The following is a 19,340-nucleotide window of genomic DNA, read 5'->3' as shown; positions in this document are numbered from 1 at the left end:
GATGTCGAATTTACAATCGCAAACCGAACACCACTTAGATGCTGATAGCGTCGGTGCTGATGACATTGGTTCAAATAAGCCGGAAGACAACATTGAAAATAGCAGCAGTCACAACAACGAGGGCGGCCGCACAAGAGACAAAATAGCTTCTTTAAATCCGCTTTTTCGCATGCAGTACGAGAAAGCTCAGGGTTGTTATGTTTTGTTGTTCCCCGAAGGAATGATCAAACTTAACCCTTCTGCGGCAGAAATTCTTACGCGTGTAGATGGCAACAATACGGAAAATGCCATTTGTGCTGAGCTTCGCCAGGCGTTCCCTGATGCACCTGAAGATTTAGAAGAAGATGTTCATGCATTTCTACTTCATGCCGAGCAAAAGAAGTGGATCCGCTATGACGAATAATACAGACGTTGATTTAAAAACCGACGTACCAAATACCATAACGCCACCGCTATGGCTCCTCGCCGAAATTACTTATCAGTGCCCATTGCATTGCCCCTATTGCTCAAACCCAGTAAACATGGAAGAAACATTTAATGAGCTCTCTACTGAGCATTGGGAGCGTGTGCTGCGTGAAGCGCGGGAAATGGGCGCCGTGCAATTGGGCTTTTCTGGCGGAGAGCCATTGCTTCGAAAAGACTTAGAGCACTTAGTCGCTTATGCGCGGGCTTTGGGTTTTTACACCAACTTGATCACCTCTGGCATTGGCATGACAGAAAAACGTATTGCCAAACTCAAAGAAGCCGGCCTTGACCACATTCAGCTGAGCTTTCAGGCAGCCAATGCTGAAGTCAACGACTTAATAGGCAACAAGCGTCACTCATTTGAACAAAAACTTAAAATTGCGAAGCTGGTAAAACAATACAACTACCCTATGGTACTTAACTTCTGTATTACCGCGCAGAACATTCACGAAATAGAAGACGTGATGGCGCTCAGCGAGCAGCTGAACGCTGATTTTGTCGAGCTAGCTACCGTACAGTATTACGGCTGGGCCTATGAAAATAGAGACCATTTGCTGCCTACGTCACAGCAGTTACAGGAAGCTGAAGCCGCAGTGAACCGCTACCGCGCGCAGCAAAACGGTAAAGGGCCAACCTTCATATTTGTGTCGCCCGACTACTACGAATCTCGCCCTAAGGCGTGCATGAATGGCTGGGGCACAACGTTTTTAACCGTAACGCCAGATGGCAGTGCCCTTCCGTGTCACAGTGCAAAGATATTACCCCTTCGTTTTCCTAATGTGAAAGAACGTTCATTGCACGATATTTGGCACCAAGACTTTAGCTTTAATCATTTCCGTGGCGACAGTTGGATGCCTTCGCCCTGTAGGGACTGCGATGAAAAAGATAAAGACTTTGGCGGCTGCCGATGTCAGGCCTACCTACTAACAGGTGATATGTATAAGACGGATCCGGTTTGCAGTAAGTCGCCCGATCACCATTTGATGAAAGGCATTACCGATAAAGCAGGTACTGCACCGTCGAAGGCACTTCAGTATCGGAAGGTGGAAAAGCCGATTCCCATTTTAGAAGTAAGTGCTACGAGGTAAGCGCTAAGAGACAAGTACTACGAGATAAGTGCACTGCGATAAATACAAAACAAAAAGAGATACCGTTAAACCGTAATGATAAAAGTGTATGTCTGAATTTCATTTCATTGATGCCGACTCTGGATCAAAAGTGCATAGCGTTGTTTTTGCGCTAAAAACCCCTGCAGCAGGCCACACTGGGTTGTCTCATTTAGCTGAGCACATGAGCTTTCGACGCTCTCACCCATACCCTGCTGCCCACGAGCTTTTTACGGCCAATACACTTCTGCCCGTCACTATTAACGCTACCACGCTCGCCCAGTACACCTTCTTTTTCGCCTCGTCTGATAAAGCGGATGTACTGCTTGATGCTATAAATTACCTGTACTGTGGCCTGCTTAACCGGGATTACGGTACCGATGAGGTTATCTTAGAGCGTGACGGGGTTATTTTTAACGAGCTCGCCATGCTAGAGGCAAACAGTGACTATGCATTAAACGCCGCTATTCGATTAGCCGATACCGATAAAAATGCCTATCAACACGCAGGCGGTTTTACACAAACCATAGGCAGCAACATCATTCAAGCGCTTCAAGACTACAAACGCCAGTGGTATCAGCCAAGCAATATCACCACGCTGGTTTACAGTGATTCAGCCCACTTTTTTGAACAATGCAAAGAGGTTGTTACAGCCTTGAGCGCGGAAACAGCCCTGATCGAAGAAATAGCCCTGAGCGCAATGAAAGCACTGAGCGAGAAAGCAGCTTTGAGCGAAGAATCAACACTGAATAGAAACGCCTCTCTGAGTCAGCACGCATCTCAACCCGAACACTTACATTTAGACAAAGAAGCCTCTCTTAATGCACAAACAATAAAAGGCGAAAACGAATCAATAAGGCATGTATTAACCTGGTGGTTTCCTCAGTGCTTTTTAAAGGGTTTACAGAAGCAAGAGGCAACGCTTAACACTGTAGTAGGCCCTGAAAACACCTTATTTATTGACCCCGAAATTAATCAACAAGGTAAATTCGCAATTCGCCTCGTCACAAACGAAGCGATTAAAGAAGAAGCAAGAGAGTTTTTAAGAGAAGCTGCCCCAAGGCTTTCAAAAAAACTGACACATAAGCAGATAAAGGGTAGTAATAATCAAGAGTTGGAACGACTAAAAGATGTCGTATCCACGTGTCTCGCCTCATTAGATATCGCGCCTTCAAACCCGATGGCAAACACTGATAAACACGCAGAAGGTGTGGGGGCGGCTATTCGCTATTTTGCGCAACTAACAGATGCGTTGCGTTCTAACGAGTGTGCCGCCCAAGATTGTGCCACCAAAAGCGCTTATTTGGCGAGTGCTAATAAGGTATCGCTCTCCTATTTAGGGGCTCTACCTCCACCTAAAAAGTCATTCGCTCTCGAGCGGATTAGAAAGGCACGCAAAGACTTTTCCGCGCAGGCCAACGCTTCCAATAGCGACCAGTCACTTTTAATACCGCGTCTTGTCTCCAAGTACCAACATTTTATTACTTTAGAGAACTTGCCTTCGCTCCCACGGTTGTTACACCCCCTCGCTAAAAACACCACTGCTTTAGCGCGATTTAACGCAGAGCAAATTGCTTCGCACTTAGCACCATTTTTAAACCCGTCCTCCCCCACAACAGTACAGTCAGTGCCTCTAAATTCAGCCTCTAGTTATTCAGCCTCGCACTGGGTGTATCGCATCGCGTTCTATCAACAGTCAAGACTACAAGCGGTACTGGCACACCACCTTTTCTGGCAACCAAGAACCTCGGGGGAATGCTACGCACTGGGCGCTGCAACTTTTGAAAATTACCTTTTTCTATTTGGTGCCAGCGATACAAATATCACAGAGCGTGAAAACTGGTGCAATACGATTTTGTCGATGCCCATATAGGGAAATTCGGGAAAAAACACTGCTACCAATTTATGATACTTCCTCCCTCTTAAGGAGGATATTTTTAGGGAATGCTTAAGGCAATACTAAAGCTATAATTAATAACGAAGCAGTCAAGACCATGCCTACGCGAATTTCTACAAAAAGCTCTAGCCAAAACGTTGCACAATTCCCAACACATCAACTTGCCCGTTCACCATTTGCTCTTGCGATTATTGCAAGCGCTGTAACCTATGCGTTTAGCTCTGCTGCAGAAGCTAACGATGCAATGGACCACTACGAGGTTATAGAGGTGCAGGGAGCGACGCCGCTTAGCACCAACAGCAATAACTCTGCCGTATTTGGTAACTTTCAGACACTCACTCAAGACGACATTGAAGGGAGCGTCAACCGTTCACTACCGGAGCTACTCAAAACTCAGCTAGCAAGCGTGAACCTAAACGATGTTCAAAACAATCCGTTCCAACCCGATCTGCAATACCGCGGGTTTACTGCCTCTCCGCTGCTTGGTCTACCTCAGGGCATTTCGGTGTACTTGAACGGCGGTCGGGTTAATGAAGCGTTTGGCGATACTGTGCATTGGGACCTAATGCCTCTAGATGCTATAGATACCGTTTCTTTGTACTCTGGTTCAAACCCTCTGTTTGGCCAAAACACGCTAGGCGGCGCCCTTGCGCTAACAACGAAAACAGGGTTTAGCTTCAACGCCAACGAAATAGATTTACAGGCTGGACAATTCGGCCAGAAAGCCGCGTCTGTGGAATCGGGTGGTCATAACGATCATTGGGCGTATTATGTAAACCTGAATCACTATGAGGAAGATGGCTGGCGCGACTATTCGCCATCTGAAGTGCAGCAAGTATTTACATCGCTTGCCTATAAAAGTGACAAAATGCATCTCGACTTGAACCTGTTTATGGCCGATAACGAGTTACTCGGGAATGGTGCGTCACCTATTGAACTGCTGGATATTGAAGGCAGAGAAGCGGTCTACACCCACCCCGATCAGACCAACAACGAACTTACGCACGTTAATATAACCGGTGATTTCGTTTTAACTGACACCTTATCGTTAACCGCCAATATGTTTTATCGCGACACACAAACTCAATCAATCAACGGCGATGACAGTGATTTTGGTGCCTGCCAGTTCGCTGATGGACGCGTAACACTGTGTGAATTTGAAGATGATGACGACGATGACGATGAAGATGATGATCCGCTTGATAGTGATGATGATGGCGACGACGATGATTTGCCTGTTGTAGGAGAAGGTGACGATATAGAAGCGGTTGAATTTATTGGCTTTGATGACGACACCGCGCTTGCCGAAATATCAGATGTGGACGCAGATGAACTTGATGGTACATACAATACGGGCCACACAGACGCCAAAGCTACTGGATTATCTTTTCAGCTAGCAAAACAATATGCCTTAAGCGGCTTCAGTTCAGAGTTTATTGTTGGTGCCAGCTACACCAAAGGAGATGTTAACTACGCCGCTGATACTACATTTGGTATTTTGGAAAACGATTCTGCACAAGACTCACGCACCGTTTTACCCATAGACGGGCTCATGGCACAAGAAGCCAGGGTTAGATTAGATGTAGACACCACCGCATGGTCGCTATTTTTCATGAATAGTACACAGCTCTCTTCAGCCGTATCACTCAATCTTGGTGGACGTTTTAACCGAGACCATATTGTTATGGAAGACCTGATTGATGACGGTGAAGGTTCATTGGACGGCAATCACCGTTTTACCCAATTTAATCCAGCGGTAGGGGTAGACATTACTATAGATGAGCAAAGCCAGTTGAATCTTGCAATCAGCCAGTCTTCAAGAACGCCAAGTCCAGCAGAGTTAAGCTGTGCAGATGAAGACGACCCGTGCCGCTTACCGAATGGATTTGTGGCCGATCCGCCTCTTGATCAGGTGGTCACCCAAACTATTGAAGCGAACTACACCACACGCATTGATAACATCGACCTGATGCTAAATGTTTTTCATAGTAGGAGTAAGGACGACATTATCTTCCAACAAGCTGGCTCTGTTGCCTCTCGCGGATACTTTATTAACGTTGATGAAACCCAGCGTCAGGGCGTTGAATTCAGCGTAGGCTCAACGTGGGAAAAACTAACCTACCGGTTAAACTACAACTATCTTAACGCAACCTATGAGTCGACATTCACGTCGTTTAGCCCCTTTAACCCTCAGGGCCCAGATCGGGTCGTAACGCCAGGTGACAAAATTCCAGGCCAGCCAGAGCATTTAGTCAAGCTCTACGCAGATTACGCCTTAACGGATAAAGCGCGTTTAGGCGCAGAAGTTATTTCAGCATCTAGTCAGTACTTTAGGGGCGATGAGGCTAACGAAAATGAAAAGATTGATGGATACGTTATTGCAAACATTTATGCATCGTACCGGTTCAACGACACATTTACCGCATCGCTACGTGTGAACAATGTGTTCGACAAAGACTATGAAACCTTTGGCACGTATGGCGAGGCTGATGAGGTGTTAGAAGACATTTATCCCGACGTAGAAGGCGCAGAGTTCGTGGGCCCCGCACAACCGCGAATGGTCAGTATGAATTTAAAAGTGAGATTTTAATCAGATAGCAGTTGTTACCAAACGCGTTTCTACCGACGATTTGTTCTGCAATATCGGGTTGGCAACCCATCGCATCAATTGATATCAAACAGCCTTTTATATGCAGCAGGTTAAGTAAAGCAGGAATGGCAGTGATTTCTTTCGGCCTACTCTGGTTCTTAATCTGCTCACTGCGTAACTCAATTCAATTAATGTTGACTGTAAGGTTTATAAAAACATGTGTTCACCTGCTCTATAGCCTTAATCCCAGTGCAACACCTTTTCGAAAAAGATACCTCTCGCTTGACCCCGCGTCTTTTGAAAACAAATTTCAATGGAAAAATACGCTTTTTCCAAATATGGAACAAATCATCAAATCACGTACATCCGCAGCGTTACGACATTTTCGCTTAAATAGTGCAGTGTTAATGTCCTAATAAATAAATTAACAAAAATTCAAACTCACATTAATCGCGGCTACAGCTATTTGGTTATTGCGTTTGCAATTGCTCATCAATGAGGTTTATACACATGAAATTTATAACAAGAAACGCTTTATTCCTATTGATATTATTATTCGCCCATAAAGCGAGCGCGGAGTCTTTCGATCCCCTAACTCCTTCAACAATTTTCATCGCTGGAGATTCAACAGCAGCCAGTTATACAAACTCGGCGCAGCAAGGTTGGGGTCCGATGTTCCAGCGCTATTTTAACAATGACAACATAAGTATTGAAAATCACGCTAGTGGCGGTAAAAGTTCCCGGACATTCATAACTGAAGGATTGTGGCAGAAGTTGATTGCTAATGTGACTGCAGGAGATGTTGTCATAATTCAATTTGGTCATAATGATGCAAGCCCAATTAATGATATCCGGAGGGCACGCGGCACATTAACAGGAATTGGTGATAATAATATTGATATACAAAACCTGATAACCAATCAACAAGAGCGCGTCTATTCTTTTGGCCACTATATTCGCAAAATGGTCGAGGATGTGAAAGCAAAAAAGGCGCTACCCATATTAGTCTCTCTTACTGTTAGGAACATCTGGAAAAACCACCGAATAGAACGTGGCTCAGGACAGTATGGTTTATGGATGTATCAGTTAGCAAACGAACTCGACACCCCTTATATCGACCTTTCAAATGCCGCTGCTGACGAACTTGAGAGCCTAGGTAAAATAAACACTAACGCCTTGTACCCCAAAGATCATACTCATTTCAATAGTGAAGGAGCAGACCTCCATGCCCGTTTAATAGTGGCCCAGCTTAAAGGTTTACGTCCGTCATTAGCTCAATCTCTTTATTCTGAAAAAGGAAAAGCGGTAAAAGGTTATGACTGGACTTTTGTAAAACTGCCGGTTGTAGCCAATAAAGAGCACAGAAGTGTTTTCTTTGTAGGAGATTCTACAGTGAGAAATGGTCGAGGAGACGGCGCTAATCAACAATGGGGTTGGGGTGATTTTGTTTATGAGTGGCTAGATAATCCAGGAATAAATATTGTTAATCGCGCGGTAGGAGGGTTATCTAGCCGAACTTACATTAGCCAAGGACACTGGCAGCGCGCTCTTGCTATGATGAAACCTGGAGATATTGTTCTTGTGCAGTTCGGTCATAATGATTCAAGTCAAATCAATGATGCCATTCGGGCACGTGGTACGCTTCCAGGAATAGGACGTGAGCGAAAAACAATAGATAACATGCTAACTGGTCAAAAGGAAGTTGTGAGAAGTTATGGTGCTTATTTGCGGCAAATTATCGGTGATGCAAAAGCAAATGGAATACTTCCAATAATATGCTCGCCTGTCCCCCGCAAAATATGGCATGAAAATACACCGTTTATTGTCAGAGATGATGAAAGTTATCCGTTGTGGGCTTCGCAAGTAGCGCGACAAAGCAACACGCCTTTTATCGATTTACATAATTTAGTTGCCCAACGCTACGAAGCGCTCGGTCGAGAAGAAGTCAGCGCTCTCTTTGGCGATGCCCGCACTCACACGAATAAAGAAGGCGCAAGGCTCACTGCTGATATCGTGACAAAGCAACTAGCGCCAATAGTTGGAATTTCAGCAATTCCAGAAGGTTAAAACCTAAATTAATATGCTTCTAGCCAGTTCGAACTGTGTGCGTGGGTAAAGCTAAGTCCTTTACCCACACATGGTCAAATAGATTCTACAAGCAATTAGAATATCAACCTTATTGAACACCAAACACTTTACCAACGTTATAGTATATTCGAAACTTTGAAAATTCATATATGAAACTCATTGAGCAATAAAGCTTCATTATGAGTGGTTTTGATGGATTTTGTGTTGACTTGACACCTAAATTGTCACTAGCATGCAACATATGTAAACAAGATATTAATAAAAAGTTTATTTAGGTTGGTTTAGGTCATTCATTAATTGCCAGATTGTTAAACCAGTTTTGATATGGAGAACGAGGTTACAATGAAAAACACAAAATACGCCGATGGTTCATTGCCTGCTACACGTAAATTTATTGCCAACAGTATTTCAATTGCACTATTGACTGGAGTCACTTTTGCTTCGATACCAACATTTGCCCAAGAGCAAGTTTCCGATAAAGATGAAGAAGCGAAAGAGGAGCAAACGGAAATTATTGAAGTCTATGGAATGCGCTCTAGCTTGAGAAGTGCTATCGATAGAAAAAAAGAAGCTGGCACAGCAACGGATTCTATCGTAGCTGAAGATATTAGTGAGTTTCCTGACAAAAATATTGGTGAAGCATTACAACGCGTAACTGGTGTTCAATTAGGGCGAGAATTCGGTGAGGGTACAGCTGTAAGTATCCGCGGTGTCGAGCCTCAATTAGTGAATGTTGAAGTTAACGGCGTTGCTGCTGTAGGGGCATCTGATCCATTTGCCGGCTCTGGACGCTCCGTTGACTTTGCTAGCATGTCTTCTGAACTGGTAAAAGCGCTAGACGTCATTAAAGGCTCTGAGGCTCGTTTAACCGAAGGGGGCATTGGTGGCACAATTAAAGTGATAACCCGTAAACCTAACGATTTCGAAGAAAACTTCTTGCAAGTGAGCGCTGAAAATCAGTACAACGACTTAACTGAAATTAATAATCAGAAGTACAATTTCACAGGTGTTTATAAGTTTAGCGATGACGTTGGCGCCATGTTAAACCTTACAACTCAAGATCGTGCAACAGCGTTTCATGCATTGAGAAATACCGAATGGGTACGACAAGCTGATTACGATGGCTCTTTAGAAAAGACTTTTGTTGATGAGGACTATGCCGATATAACTGACGTATCGGATTGCCCCGACTCTGCCTGTGAAGCTCAATGGTATGATTTCCGTGCGAGAATTCCGCGAAACAGTGTATGGTCTAGAGATGAAGACAGAATAAGTGCTAACGCTATGTTTCAGTATCGGATTAGTACAGACCTTTCAACTCATTTTGGTGTTACATATACCGAGCGCGACTTCACTCAAGTCGATACTAATCTTCAATTAGAAGTTCCTAGTGAAAGTCATCTATACGAAGACAGCTTTACTGTTGGCGATAATCACAACGCCTCATCTTTCCTCACACGTGATGCCACAATAGTAAATCGTAGCATTAATAATGATTGGAATTTAAAAACGGCAATATACGATGCAGGTTTTGACTATAGCAACGATCTATTTTCAGTCTCAGGGGTGCTAGGTTATACCAAGCAGACTCAAAATATTTATCAAATCGAATCACGTGTAAATGCCAACAGAGTCGAGAATGTCTTGGTAGAATTTGCTGATAATGGCGCTCCGATATATAACCTCAATACCGGTAACAATCGCGCCGATGTCGATCAAATGTTTGACGCAAATAGCGCAGACTCATATTGGTTTTACTCTCGAATCTACGATAAGCCAATTGCGCAAGATAATGACCAACTAATGGGTAAACTTGATTTTACCTATTATATACCAGAAGGCTTTTTCTCCAAAGTCCGTTCAGGTGTACGCTTAAGCTCAGAGTACCAAGATCATGAATTACTAGACCGCCGTATTACTAGAATTGCCGGCAATGAATACGGCGGTACTGAGTGGACCTTAGAAGACCAGGCCTCGTTAATTGACGCTAACTCCTATACTGTTGATAACTATTTTGGAAACTATGATCCTGGTGTGCCAGTTATTGATAGCTGGTTAGCACTTAAGCCCCTAGAGTTTTACAACGGCTTTATGGACATTCACGGAGACAATATATCCGACGCTGAAAAAGCCTTTACTCAGGCAGGCTACTATGAAGTAGAGATGGACTCCCAAGCCTTTTATGTCCAGGCTGATTTTGAATCTGAAATAGGCGATATTCCCTATTGGGGAAACATGGGCATGCGTTACGTTCGCACTCAAGTAGATACAACGGGCAATGCTATCGTTCAAGTTCAGGTCGATGTGGTAGATGGCGATCCAGATCAAGGTAATATGATTGACCCTGACCACCCGGAAGCTTTTAACGACCAAACGACGTTATCAAACGACTATAATGAGCTTTTGCCCAGCATTAATGTAAACTTTGGATTGATTCCTGATGAATTAATTCTTTATTTTGGCGCTGCCAAAGTTATGGCCCACCCAAAAGCTAAAGATCTCAATATATCAGCGAGCTGTACTCTTCGTTTAGACGCACTCTCACAACAAGAAGGTCGACCAAATACGTGTACTGCGGGTAACCCTCGCCTTCAGCCCTACGTGGCTAAGCAACTGGACGTAGCATTAAATTGGTATCCTAACGAGGATTCAATGCTTTCTGGGGCGTATTTTACCAAAAAAATGGATAGTTGGATTCTAGATGCAATTGAAACGTTTGATCAGGACTTTTTTGGTGACGGGAACTTATACGATGTAAGACAGAAAATTAATGGAAGTGGCGTAACAACAAATGGTATAGAATTGGCAGGGTCGACCTTCTTCTCTATGCTACCAGCCCCGTTTAACAATATGGGGATCAACGCAAACTACACTTACATGACTTCCGAAGATGTCGGCTTGTTCAATCAACTAACGGGAGAGGAACTAGACTTCCCTTCTCAATCGCAAAATAGCTATAACATAACGTGGTTTTATGAGACGCCACAAGTGAGTGTTAAATTCGCTTATAATTACAGAGATAGCTATCTGCAAGCACCTGCAGATAGAGGCGGTAACCCTGTATACGTAGATGATGCAGGTTTCTTAGACGCGAAAGTGGTCTATCGCCCTCAAGATGGCATGTTGGAAAACTTCAAATTTCACTTCGACGTTAGAAATCTACTTAAAGAAGGCAATATATATGTCAATGGCCCAGGCCGTATCAGTGACATCCGATACTCTGGAAGAGAGTTTTCTGTAGGCTTCACTTATAAGATGTAAATAGCAGTATGTAGATATAGGGGCTAATAGCCCCTATTTTACTTAACTAATAGTCACTCTTGGTTACGTAGAAACACGAGTTCAGTTGATGAACTTTGTTATTCACCAAACGCATAATCGTCTACGTTGAAGTTTTTCAAACCTTTTACATCTTCTACTTGGTTTTCAAGAATATAGCGCGCCATTTAACCACGCGCTTTCTTCGCAAAAAACTCATAAATTTATACTGACCGTTTTACAGTCTTTAAACGTTGACGTGATGTTCATGCCGTCTAAAGACTTCTTCTTCACTGCTTTAAAGTACTCATTTGGAGCAAGGTTGTTCAACACATTGTCACGCTGTGCTTCTAATGCCCTATTTAGCAAATAAGTTATGCGAGCGTCCCATAACGCATACAGGTCTTTTACCTTCAGGGTTTGCTAATTTAGTGCCCATTTCTAAACGATAGGTCTGCATTAAGTCTAAAGGACGAAGAAATCCGTACAGGCCGCTTTTTTAAACAAAGAAAAAATCGAAGATGACCAACTTAGGGAAGACACAACGCAAGAAGCAGATAACCTGCTTAATATGTTTAATAGCTTGCTACACAAAAGTAGCCTTGAAACTCCTAACAAAAAAGAAGGCTTTTGTATCACCGACGTGCGCGCCATCGTGGAAGACGTGGCTGACCTTTCCATTCCCTTGCAGAGGAGCGCAATATCGCCCTATCGAGCTCGACGCAGCCACAATGCTTGCTGATCCTAATCTACTCTTTTAAGCTGTAGCGAACGTGTTAGATGGTGCCATAAAGTACTGTAACGAAAACAATGTAGTTACCGTAGAACTTTCTATCACGGCGAGTCATATCGTGATTGCCGTGAACTGTGCTGGAGTTGGCGTGGGTGAGCATGTAATTGTGAATCGAGAACGCCGGTTTTATCGGGCAGACGGGAGTAGAACCAGCAAAGAAAATGGGTTGGGCTTATCACTCGTATACGCCATTGTGAAGCTACACGATGGAAGCATTTGGTTTATTCATTACCCGCTTCTTAAAGGGCGCGGGTTAGGCTTGTTATTTACGTTTACGCGTTAAGCCTTGAGCTATCGCTTTTGTCGACAAATAAAAAAACGCTGAAGCTTTTTTCTGAGCATCAGCGTTTTTTCCGACATTTTCATTGTCTCACTATATGTCGACCGCCTATGCCAATAACGACTTCACGTATGCTTTAATATCTTCATCTTGACCGTGGTCAAATAGACATTGTTGAAAACGCTCGCCAGATACAGCTGTTTTAACCAGTTCAACGTCCATTTTTTTCAGTGAATCAACATAGCTCTCTGGAGCCAACGCACGTTTCAAATCTGCGAGAATACCAGCGTTTCGTACTTGGGGTTCTTTACGTTCAACAGGATAGCCAGCACCACGCTCGCCTGTTAACGCTTTCTCAAAGATATAGCGCGCATTAAGTTCAGCGCCCCACCCAAAGCCTTTGGCAAAAGGTAGCGCTAACGCATTTCCATTGTTAACTTGGTTAAACAGAAATGCATCTGAAGGGTCGATGCAGTAACCGCAAAAAACGCCTGGGTGAGCATTCAAAGACATCATTGCCCCTTGACCCGTACCACAGCCGGAAATGACGAAATCGACAGCCTTAGAATTGAGTAAGATAGCTCCCATTATGCCCAAGTGCACATAGGTAAGGTGATGATCCGTTTCACTATTCATACCCACGTTGAATACATCGTGTCCCAACGAGTCTGCGACGCTCGTGAGCTCATTTAATATTATCGGATTCTTAGTCGCTTGACTGTTTTCCATCATTAGTGCAATTTTCATAACTTCTCCAAACTGATTCTTTCTTTATCCGAGATTGAGCTAGCCTAGCATACCTACAATTTACACCTCACTGTGTACTCTCAACTACTATGACTTAGTTCCATATTTGAAATAAACGATGTGTATGCTTTTGCTTTTGATGCAAAAAGAAGTTTTTGCTTTGGTTGCCATAGAGGCTAACGAAAACGAATATGGTCTCGATTAAGTTCACTTATACAGCTACACCCCATCAAACGCATATCACGCTCAATTTCAGCCACCATTAGTTTCATTGCGCGCTCAACGCCCTTCTCTCCAGCCGCGGCGAGGGCGTAGAGGTAGTAGCGCCCTAATCCGACCGCCTTAGCACCGAGCGCCAGCGCTTTCAACACATGCGTACCTCGTTGAATACCGCTGTCAAATATCACGTCGATTTGCTCACCGACCGCATCCACTATCTCAGCGAGTTGATCAAATGAGCTCCTTGAACCGTCTAATTGCCTACCACCATGGTTAGAAATAACAATGCCCGTACAGCCTATATCAACAGCACGCTTGGCATCTTCTACACTCATAATCCCCTTAAGACAAAATTGACCATCCCAAAACTTAACCATTTCGGCCACATCGTCCCAGTTCATGGATGGGTCTAACATGTTGGTAAAATAGTCGCCTATCGAACTTGTTCCGCCCCCCATATTGATGTGTGCATCTAATTGAGGCAGAGAAAACTTTTCATGCGTGACGTAGTTAATGCCCCAAGCGGGCTTCGATAAAAATTGCCACAGGCCAGCAGCATTCAATTTAAACGGAATTGAAAATCCAGTCCGTAAATCACGCTCTCGATTCCCCCCAGTAATGGAGTCAACGGTCAACATCATTACTTCGATCCCCGACGCTTTAGCCCGCTCCATCATTGCTTGGTTTAAACCACGGTCTTTATGAAAGTAAAATTGATAAACTTGTGGGGTGTTAAATTGCTTAGCTATCTCCTCCATACTCACAGTACCTAGTGAGGATACGCCAAACATGGTGCCGTACTTCTCTGCAACCGACGCCACTGCCCTTTCCCCTTGGTGATGAAAGAGTCGTTGCAGCGCGGTAGGTGAAAGATATACAGGCAACTTGAGCTGTTGCCCCATTACGCTCACGCTTAAATCAATCTCTTTAACACCAGTTAGTACATTAGGCACTAGGTCGCAGTCATTGAAAGCATTGGAATTGCGTCGTAACGTTGTTTCGTCGTCTGCGCCCCCATCAATGTAATTAAATATGGGGCCGGGTAATTTCTTTTGTGCCAACTTTCTGAAATCATGGAAGTTGTGACAATGACTCAATTTCATGAAAACTCCGCCATCAAAAGTGATGAATGAAACGAAAACAGCCCGCATAAACGGGCTGAAAATTAATGATAAAGCACACTTACACTGATAACACTACTTGGCAGCAATAGTGTAAATATGTTGTCGAGCCTTCCTCATTACACAATCCCTGAGCCCGTTGCATTAGGATCTCTCGGGCGTGCTTTCGCCATATTCTCTCGATAATTAGATTTGCGATAAACCGCCAGCGGATCTATTGCCGCCCCTTTGCGCAATCGAGCCATTGCCAAAATAGGCGACACGTCCAGATTAAACGCATTTTTTAGTTCAAGAGATGCCATTAGTGCGTCGTTTTCATCTTGATAACCATATAGCTTTTCACGGTCAACGATGAGCGCTTTCACATATGAACGCTGAACCTCAATCGCTGAGTTAATCAAACTCTCCGCAGGGTCAGTCACATTGTGCGACTGGTCCAACATATATGCAGGCCCAAACTCTTCTTGCTGACGATATTCTGCATCAACCAATTCATTAAAAATAAGAAATTGCTGATAAGGATGCAGAGAGCCACTGTCTAAATCGTCATCTCCGTATTTACTGTCATTGAAGTGGAACCCGCCCAATTTTTTAAATTGAATTAGACGAGACACAATCATCTCAATATTGGTATTAGGTGCATGATGCCCTAAATCAACAAGCGATTTACATTTAGGTCCTAGCTGCATAGCTGCTAGAATATTTGACCCCCAATCTTGAATAATTGTCGAGTAAAACGCAGGCTCGAACATTTTGTGCTCAATATGCATTTCCCAATCGTCAGGCAACCCTTTATAAATTTCTTCCATGCTTGACAGATAACGTTCAAATGCACGTTGGAAGTGTTGTTGACCGGGGTGATTTGAGCCGTCACCTACCCATACCGTGAGACTTTTCGCACCGAGTTTTCTACCGTATTCAATACAGTCTAAATTGTGGGCAATAGCGAGTTCTCGAGAGGCTTTTTGTGTATTGCTCAAGCTGCCGTACTTGTAAGACGCGGTTTGCCCCACTTGATCTTGAAAGGTATTAGAATTGACCGATACCCACTTTATGCCATATTCGTCTGCTTTCTCTTTTAGCTCACTAAAATCTGAGACCTTGTCCCACGGAAAGTGCGGAGAAACACTATCAGTACAACCAGAAAGCTCATTGATTACGGCGCAATCCTCCAGCTTTTCCCAAATATTGCGAGGTTCGCCTTCGCCAGGAAAACGCGCAAACCGTGTTCCACCCGTACCGGTTCCCCAAGAAGGAACAGCAATCTGAAATTCGCCCGCGGCGCAGGTAAGCCGCTCAATATCCACGTCACTCCGTGCTAGCTTCTCGCCTAGCGCTGCATAATCTGCTTCTAAATCACGCTTTAGTGTGACGTTCTCTTTTTCTAGTAATGTTTGATCTATTCGTTTTAACATAAAGTCGCTCCTACCGCAGAAATGCTTCGTGTAAACCACCATCAACACTGATAACTTGTCCGGTAGTTTTGCTCAACTGTCCCGACACAAGTAAATACGCCGCCTCAGCTTGGTCTTCTGGTGTAATAGGTTGTTTTGTTAGTGTTCGTTGTGCGTAAAATTGCGCTAGCTTATTTCTCAGTGACTCTGTTGATTCACTATCTTCAAAGGCTATATCATATTTTGAAAGAGAAGAGATAACGCGATCCCTAGGGAACATGTTGCTTCCTTGTACCACAGTCGCTGGCGCTAATGCATTCACATTGATCAACGGCGAAAGCGTCACCGCAAGTTCACGCATCAAGTGATTTGCAGCGGCTTTACTCGTGTCATAAGCAAGTGAACCCTTTTTCGATACCGCGGCGTTAACACTCGTCGTTAAAACCATGGCGCCATTCAGCCCCTGCTTTTCCCAAATTTTTTGCGCTTCAGACGCCACAATGTAACCGCCTTTAACGTTCACACCGAAGCTAACATCAAAGACGCTGTCGTTTTTAATTAGATCTGGCCCTTCGGCAATAAAGACGCCTGCAGTAACAATGACCTTATCAATACCGCCATAGGCGAAAACAACCTCTGCCAACATTGCTTCAACGGCTTCACGCCGTGTGATATCGACAGCTAAAGCAATAGCAGGGCCACAAGCTGATATTCCACTGCCTGCAACGCCAATACCTTGGCCATATATATCAGTTAGCTCTTTAGCCGTCGCTTCAGCACTAACCAAATTAAGGTCAGCGCATACAACATGTGCCCCTTCTCTGGCAACCCGGTGCGCCGTAGCTTTACCGATGCCATCACCAGCACCAATAACCACCACTACATCTCTTGCCAGTGTTTTCTCGGCCGGCATACGCTGCAGTTTAGCTTCTTCAAGTGCCCAGTATTCTATGTCAAAAGCTTCTTGAGCAGGCAGCGCCGTATATTCAGAGATAGCCTCTGCCCCACGCATCACTTCAATAGCACAATTGTAGAATTCTGCGGTAACCCGCGACTCACTTTTGTTTTTGCCCCAAGCAATCATACCCACACCGGGAATCAATACGACCGTTGGACTCGGGTCGCGCATCTTAGGAGAATCGGCCCGTTTACACGCGTTATAGTAAGCCGTGTAATCCTCGCGATATTTCGCAAGACCGCGTTCGAACTTCTCAATCAGGATATGTATGTCGTCTTGCTCAGGATTAAAATCGACATAAAGCGGTTTTATCTTCGTACGTAAGAAATGATCTGGACAAGACGTACCTAATTCGGCTAATCGTGGCGCATCAACACTGTTAACAAAACGCAATGTAGCTTCATCGTTTTGGACTGTGCCTATAAACTTCACATTGTTAGACAACATACCACGTGCTACGGGTAGAAACTTAGTTAGCATCGATTTACTACTATATTCATCGAGCGATGGGTATTTTTGACCACCAAATGTCATTTCACCTTTATCGTGTTCTTCAATATAGCGCGCCGCCGTTTCAATAACCCATAATGATGTTTCATAACAGCTTTTGCTTTCATTCGACCAATTGGTGTGACCGTGTTGGCCTAACAGAATACCCCATATTTCCGGGTTTTCAGCATAAGTATCTTCACACAGTTTCGCAGCTTCCCACCCCGGACGCATCCAAGGTACATAAGCTAACTTACCTCCCCATATAACCTCAGTTAATACTCTTTGATCTTTGCAAGATGCGACAGATATCACTGCATTCGGGTGTAAATGATCGACATGCTTCTCACTAATCATTGAGTGCAAAGGTGTATCAATTGAAGAAGCGCGAGGGTTTAAACAAAAGTTACAGTGCTTAAACATACCGACCATGCGGTCTTCACCAGCAGATTTGTAACCCTTATCGCTAAACGACTGATAAGTATTATCCAGGGCATTCAACTTATCCTGATAAAGTGATGAAAAGTTCTCTTTTTTAGATGTTCTTAAGTCACCACCAGACCCTTTTACCCACAATACTTCGACGTCCTCTCCAGTAAGGGGGTCCGTTTCAATAAGTTTCGCTGACGTATTGCCGCCACCGGTATTAGTAATTCGCTGGTCTTCACCAAGTTTATTGGAGCGATATACAAGGTTTTCGACGGGATCAAGTTTGTCAGCAACGTCATCTTCCCATAGGTACTTTACGAATTTGTAGTCTTCTGGCTTATAAGGCATGTAAGCGCGTCCTGTGAATGTATTTTACGAGTTTTGGGCAAAAAGCAAACTAAAACAGCCCACTAACGCTCAATATACATCCACAACAATCTATGTCAATCATTTTCAATCACAATTAAACATTAATATTACATATGAAATACATAAAGATTACATTAGCAATAAGTTAATAAAGAGAGAAAGGCATTGTAGGAGTGAACCCTAGCTAAGACGCTTAAGGTATGCAGCAATAGAAGAGTGTTTTATAAAAAATGGAGTTGATGTTAGCGCGTTACAAAACAAAAGCGCGGTAGTAAAGCGCTAACAAACACGAGTTAATCGCAGGCCTGTACCACAATCACATTTACGCCGTTGTCTTCCAATTTTTTCAAGGTTGCAGCGTCGGCATTACTATCAGTAATTACGGTATCTACGTCTTTTATCCCGCAAAAGATAAGATTCCCTTTCACGCCAATTTTTGAGCTATCGGCAAGCACAATAAGCTTCTCAGCCCGTTTACGTAGCTTCTGCTCGGCAAGTATAAGCAGCGGGTCTCCCTCCACTACACCGAATTCACTTACGCCAGGGGAACCCATGAACATTTTACTGCCGCGATAATTTTGCGTGGTGTCATTCTCAAACGAACTTAAAATTATGCTTTGTTTTCGGTACACCTCACCGCCAGGCAAAGTTACCTGATTCTGACTATTTTCAAGCAGCTCATGAGCAAGTACAAACGAGTTGGTTAATACATTCATACGCCGATCAACTAAGAACTCCGACATCATGAACGTCGAGCTTCCACCATTGATAATAATTGATTCGCCATCTTCACACATTTCCGTAGCAGCCTTGGCAATCATACGTTTAGTGTTGGTATTTTTTTCTCTATCGACTAGGAATGCATTACCTGATAGGCGTATATTCGATACGGCTCGACTTTCTATCACTTGAGCGCCGCCACGTATTTTCTCTAGCTTATTTTGTGCCGCCAATTTATTGAGGTCTCGGCGTATAGTGGCTTCTGATGAATTCAGCTGCGTGCACAAATCTCGCACGCTGATGAAGGTGGCTTCATCAAGAATATCGAGAATCAATTGGTGGCGCTGTTTCTCAAGCATGGATATCCCTTGTCGTTAGGTCTTTTTGTTAACATTAATATAACCACAGTTACGCTCA

Annotated in this window: 12 protein-coding genes and 1 pseudogene; 7 read left to right on the top strand and 6 right to left on the bottom strand. The window is 43.9% G+C overall.

What is annotated here, in order from left to right; translation table 11 throughout:
• The first annotated feature begins 1 nt into the window (after nt 1).
• The 6 genes from pqqD (at nt 2) to ACXAGK_RS05150 (ending at nt 11,407) form a co-directional block, all read left to right on the top strand.
• A complete protein-coding gene (gene pqqD, locus ACXAGK_RS05175) occupies nt 2-403 on the top strand; it encodes a pyrroloquinoline quinone biosynthesis peptide chaperone PqqD (RefSeq protein ID WP_474854618.1) in 402 nt (133 codons plus the stop codon).
• Nucleotides 393-1,553, top strand: coding sequence for a pyrroloquinoline quinone biosynthesis protein PqqE (pqqE, locus tag ACXAGK_RS05170; protein WP_283630830.1), 1,161 nt, complete (start codon nt 393-395; stop codon nt 1,551-1,553). Before pqqD ends, pqqE begins: the two co-directional genes overlap by 11 nt.
• Before the next feature lie 88 nt (nt 1,554-1,641).
• Nucleotides 1,642-3,444, top strand: a complete 1,803-nt coding sequence (locus tag ACXAGK_RS05165; protein ID WP_474854616.1) for an insulinase family protein — start codon at nt 1,642-1,644, stop codon at nt 3,442-3,444.
• 121 nt (nt 3,445-3,565) lie between these two features.
• Nucleotides 3,566-6,058, top strand: coding sequence for a TonB-dependent receptor (locus tag ACXAGK_RS05160; RefSeq protein ID WP_474854614.1), 2,493 nt, complete (start codon nt 3,566-3,568; stop codon nt 6,056-6,058).
• A gap of 510 nt (nt 6,059-6,568) precedes the next feature.
• Nucleotides 6,569-8,125 carry a rhamnogalacturonan acetylesterase gene (locus ACXAGK_RS05155; protein ID WP_474854612.1) on the top strand — a complete coding sequence of 519 codons (1,557 nt, stop codon included), beginning with the start codon at nt 6,569-6,571 and terminating at the stop codon, nt 8,123-8,125.
• A gap of 363 nt (nt 8,126-8,488) precedes the next feature.
• Complete coding sequence (locus ACXAGK_RS05150) at nt 8,489-11,407, top strand: TonB-dependent receptor (RefSeq protein ID WP_474854610.1); 2,919 nt, start codon at nt 8,489-8,491, stop codon at nt 11,405-11,407.
• A gap of 98 nt (nt 11,408-11,505) precedes the next feature.
• Here the strand turns inward: ACXAGK_RS05150 and ACXAGK_RS05145 are convergent.
• Nucleotides 11,506-11,900, bottom strand: a pseudogene (locus tag ACXAGK_RS05145) (YaaA family protein); the annotation flags it as partial.
• A 277-nt stretch (nt 11,901-12,177) separates the two neighbouring features.
• Here ACXAGK_RS05145 and ACXAGK_RS05140 point away from each other — a divergent pair.
• Nucleotides 12,178-12,480 carry an ATP-binding protein gene (locus tag ACXAGK_RS05140; protein ID WP_474854608.1) on the top strand — a complete coding sequence of 101 codons (303 nt, stop codon included), beginning with the start codon at nt 12,178-12,180 and terminating at the stop codon, nt 12,478-12,480.
• A gap of 105 nt (nt 12,481-12,585) precedes the next feature.
• On the opposite strand, the gene ACXAGK_RS05135 is transcribed toward ACXAGK_RS05140, so the two are convergent.
• The 5 genes from ACXAGK_RS05135 to ACXAGK_RS05115 form a co-directional block, all read right to left on the bottom strand.
• Nucleotides 12,586-13,224, bottom strand: a complete 639-nt coding sequence (locus ACXAGK_RS05135) for an RpiB/LacA/LacB family sugar-phosphate isomerase (protein WP_168533713.1) — start codon at nt 13,222-13,224, stop codon at nt 12,586-12,588.
• A 176-nt stretch (nt 13,225-13,400) separates the two neighbouring features.
• Nucleotides 13,401-14,546 (bottom strand): alpha-hydroxy acid oxidase, encoded by a 1,146-nt coding sequence (locus tag ACXAGK_RS05130; RefSeq protein ID WP_474805003.1) that lies wholly within the window; start codon nt 14,544-14,546, stop codon nt 13,401-13,403.
• Between the two features lie 137 nt (nt 14,547-14,683).
• Entirely contained in the window at nt 14,684-15,979 is a 1,296-nt protein-coding gene (gene rhaI / locus ACXAGK_RS05125; protein ID WP_474854605.1) for an L-rhamnose catabolism isomerase, read from the bottom strand.
• 10 nt (nt 15,980-15,989) lie between these two features.
• Nucleotides 15,990-18,182, bottom strand: a complete 2,193-nt coding sequence (locus ACXAGK_RS05120; protein ID WP_474854603.1) for a bifunctional rhamnulose-1-phosphate aldolase/short-chain dehydrogenase — start codon at nt 18,180-18,182, stop codon at nt 15,990-15,992.
• Between the two features lie 314 nt (nt 18,183-18,496).
• On the bottom strand, nt 18,497-19,282 hold the full coding sequence (locus ACXAGK_RS05115) for a DeoR family transcriptional regulator (protein ID WP_474376952.1): 786 nt from the start codon (nt 19,280-19,282) through the stop codon (nt 18,497-18,499).
• Nucleotides 19,283-19,340 lie beyond the last annotated feature (58 nt).

The organism is Alteromonas sp. ABM1_013 (assembly GCF_056160505.1).
This window is presented reverse-complemented; position numbering and strand designations above follow the sequence as displayed.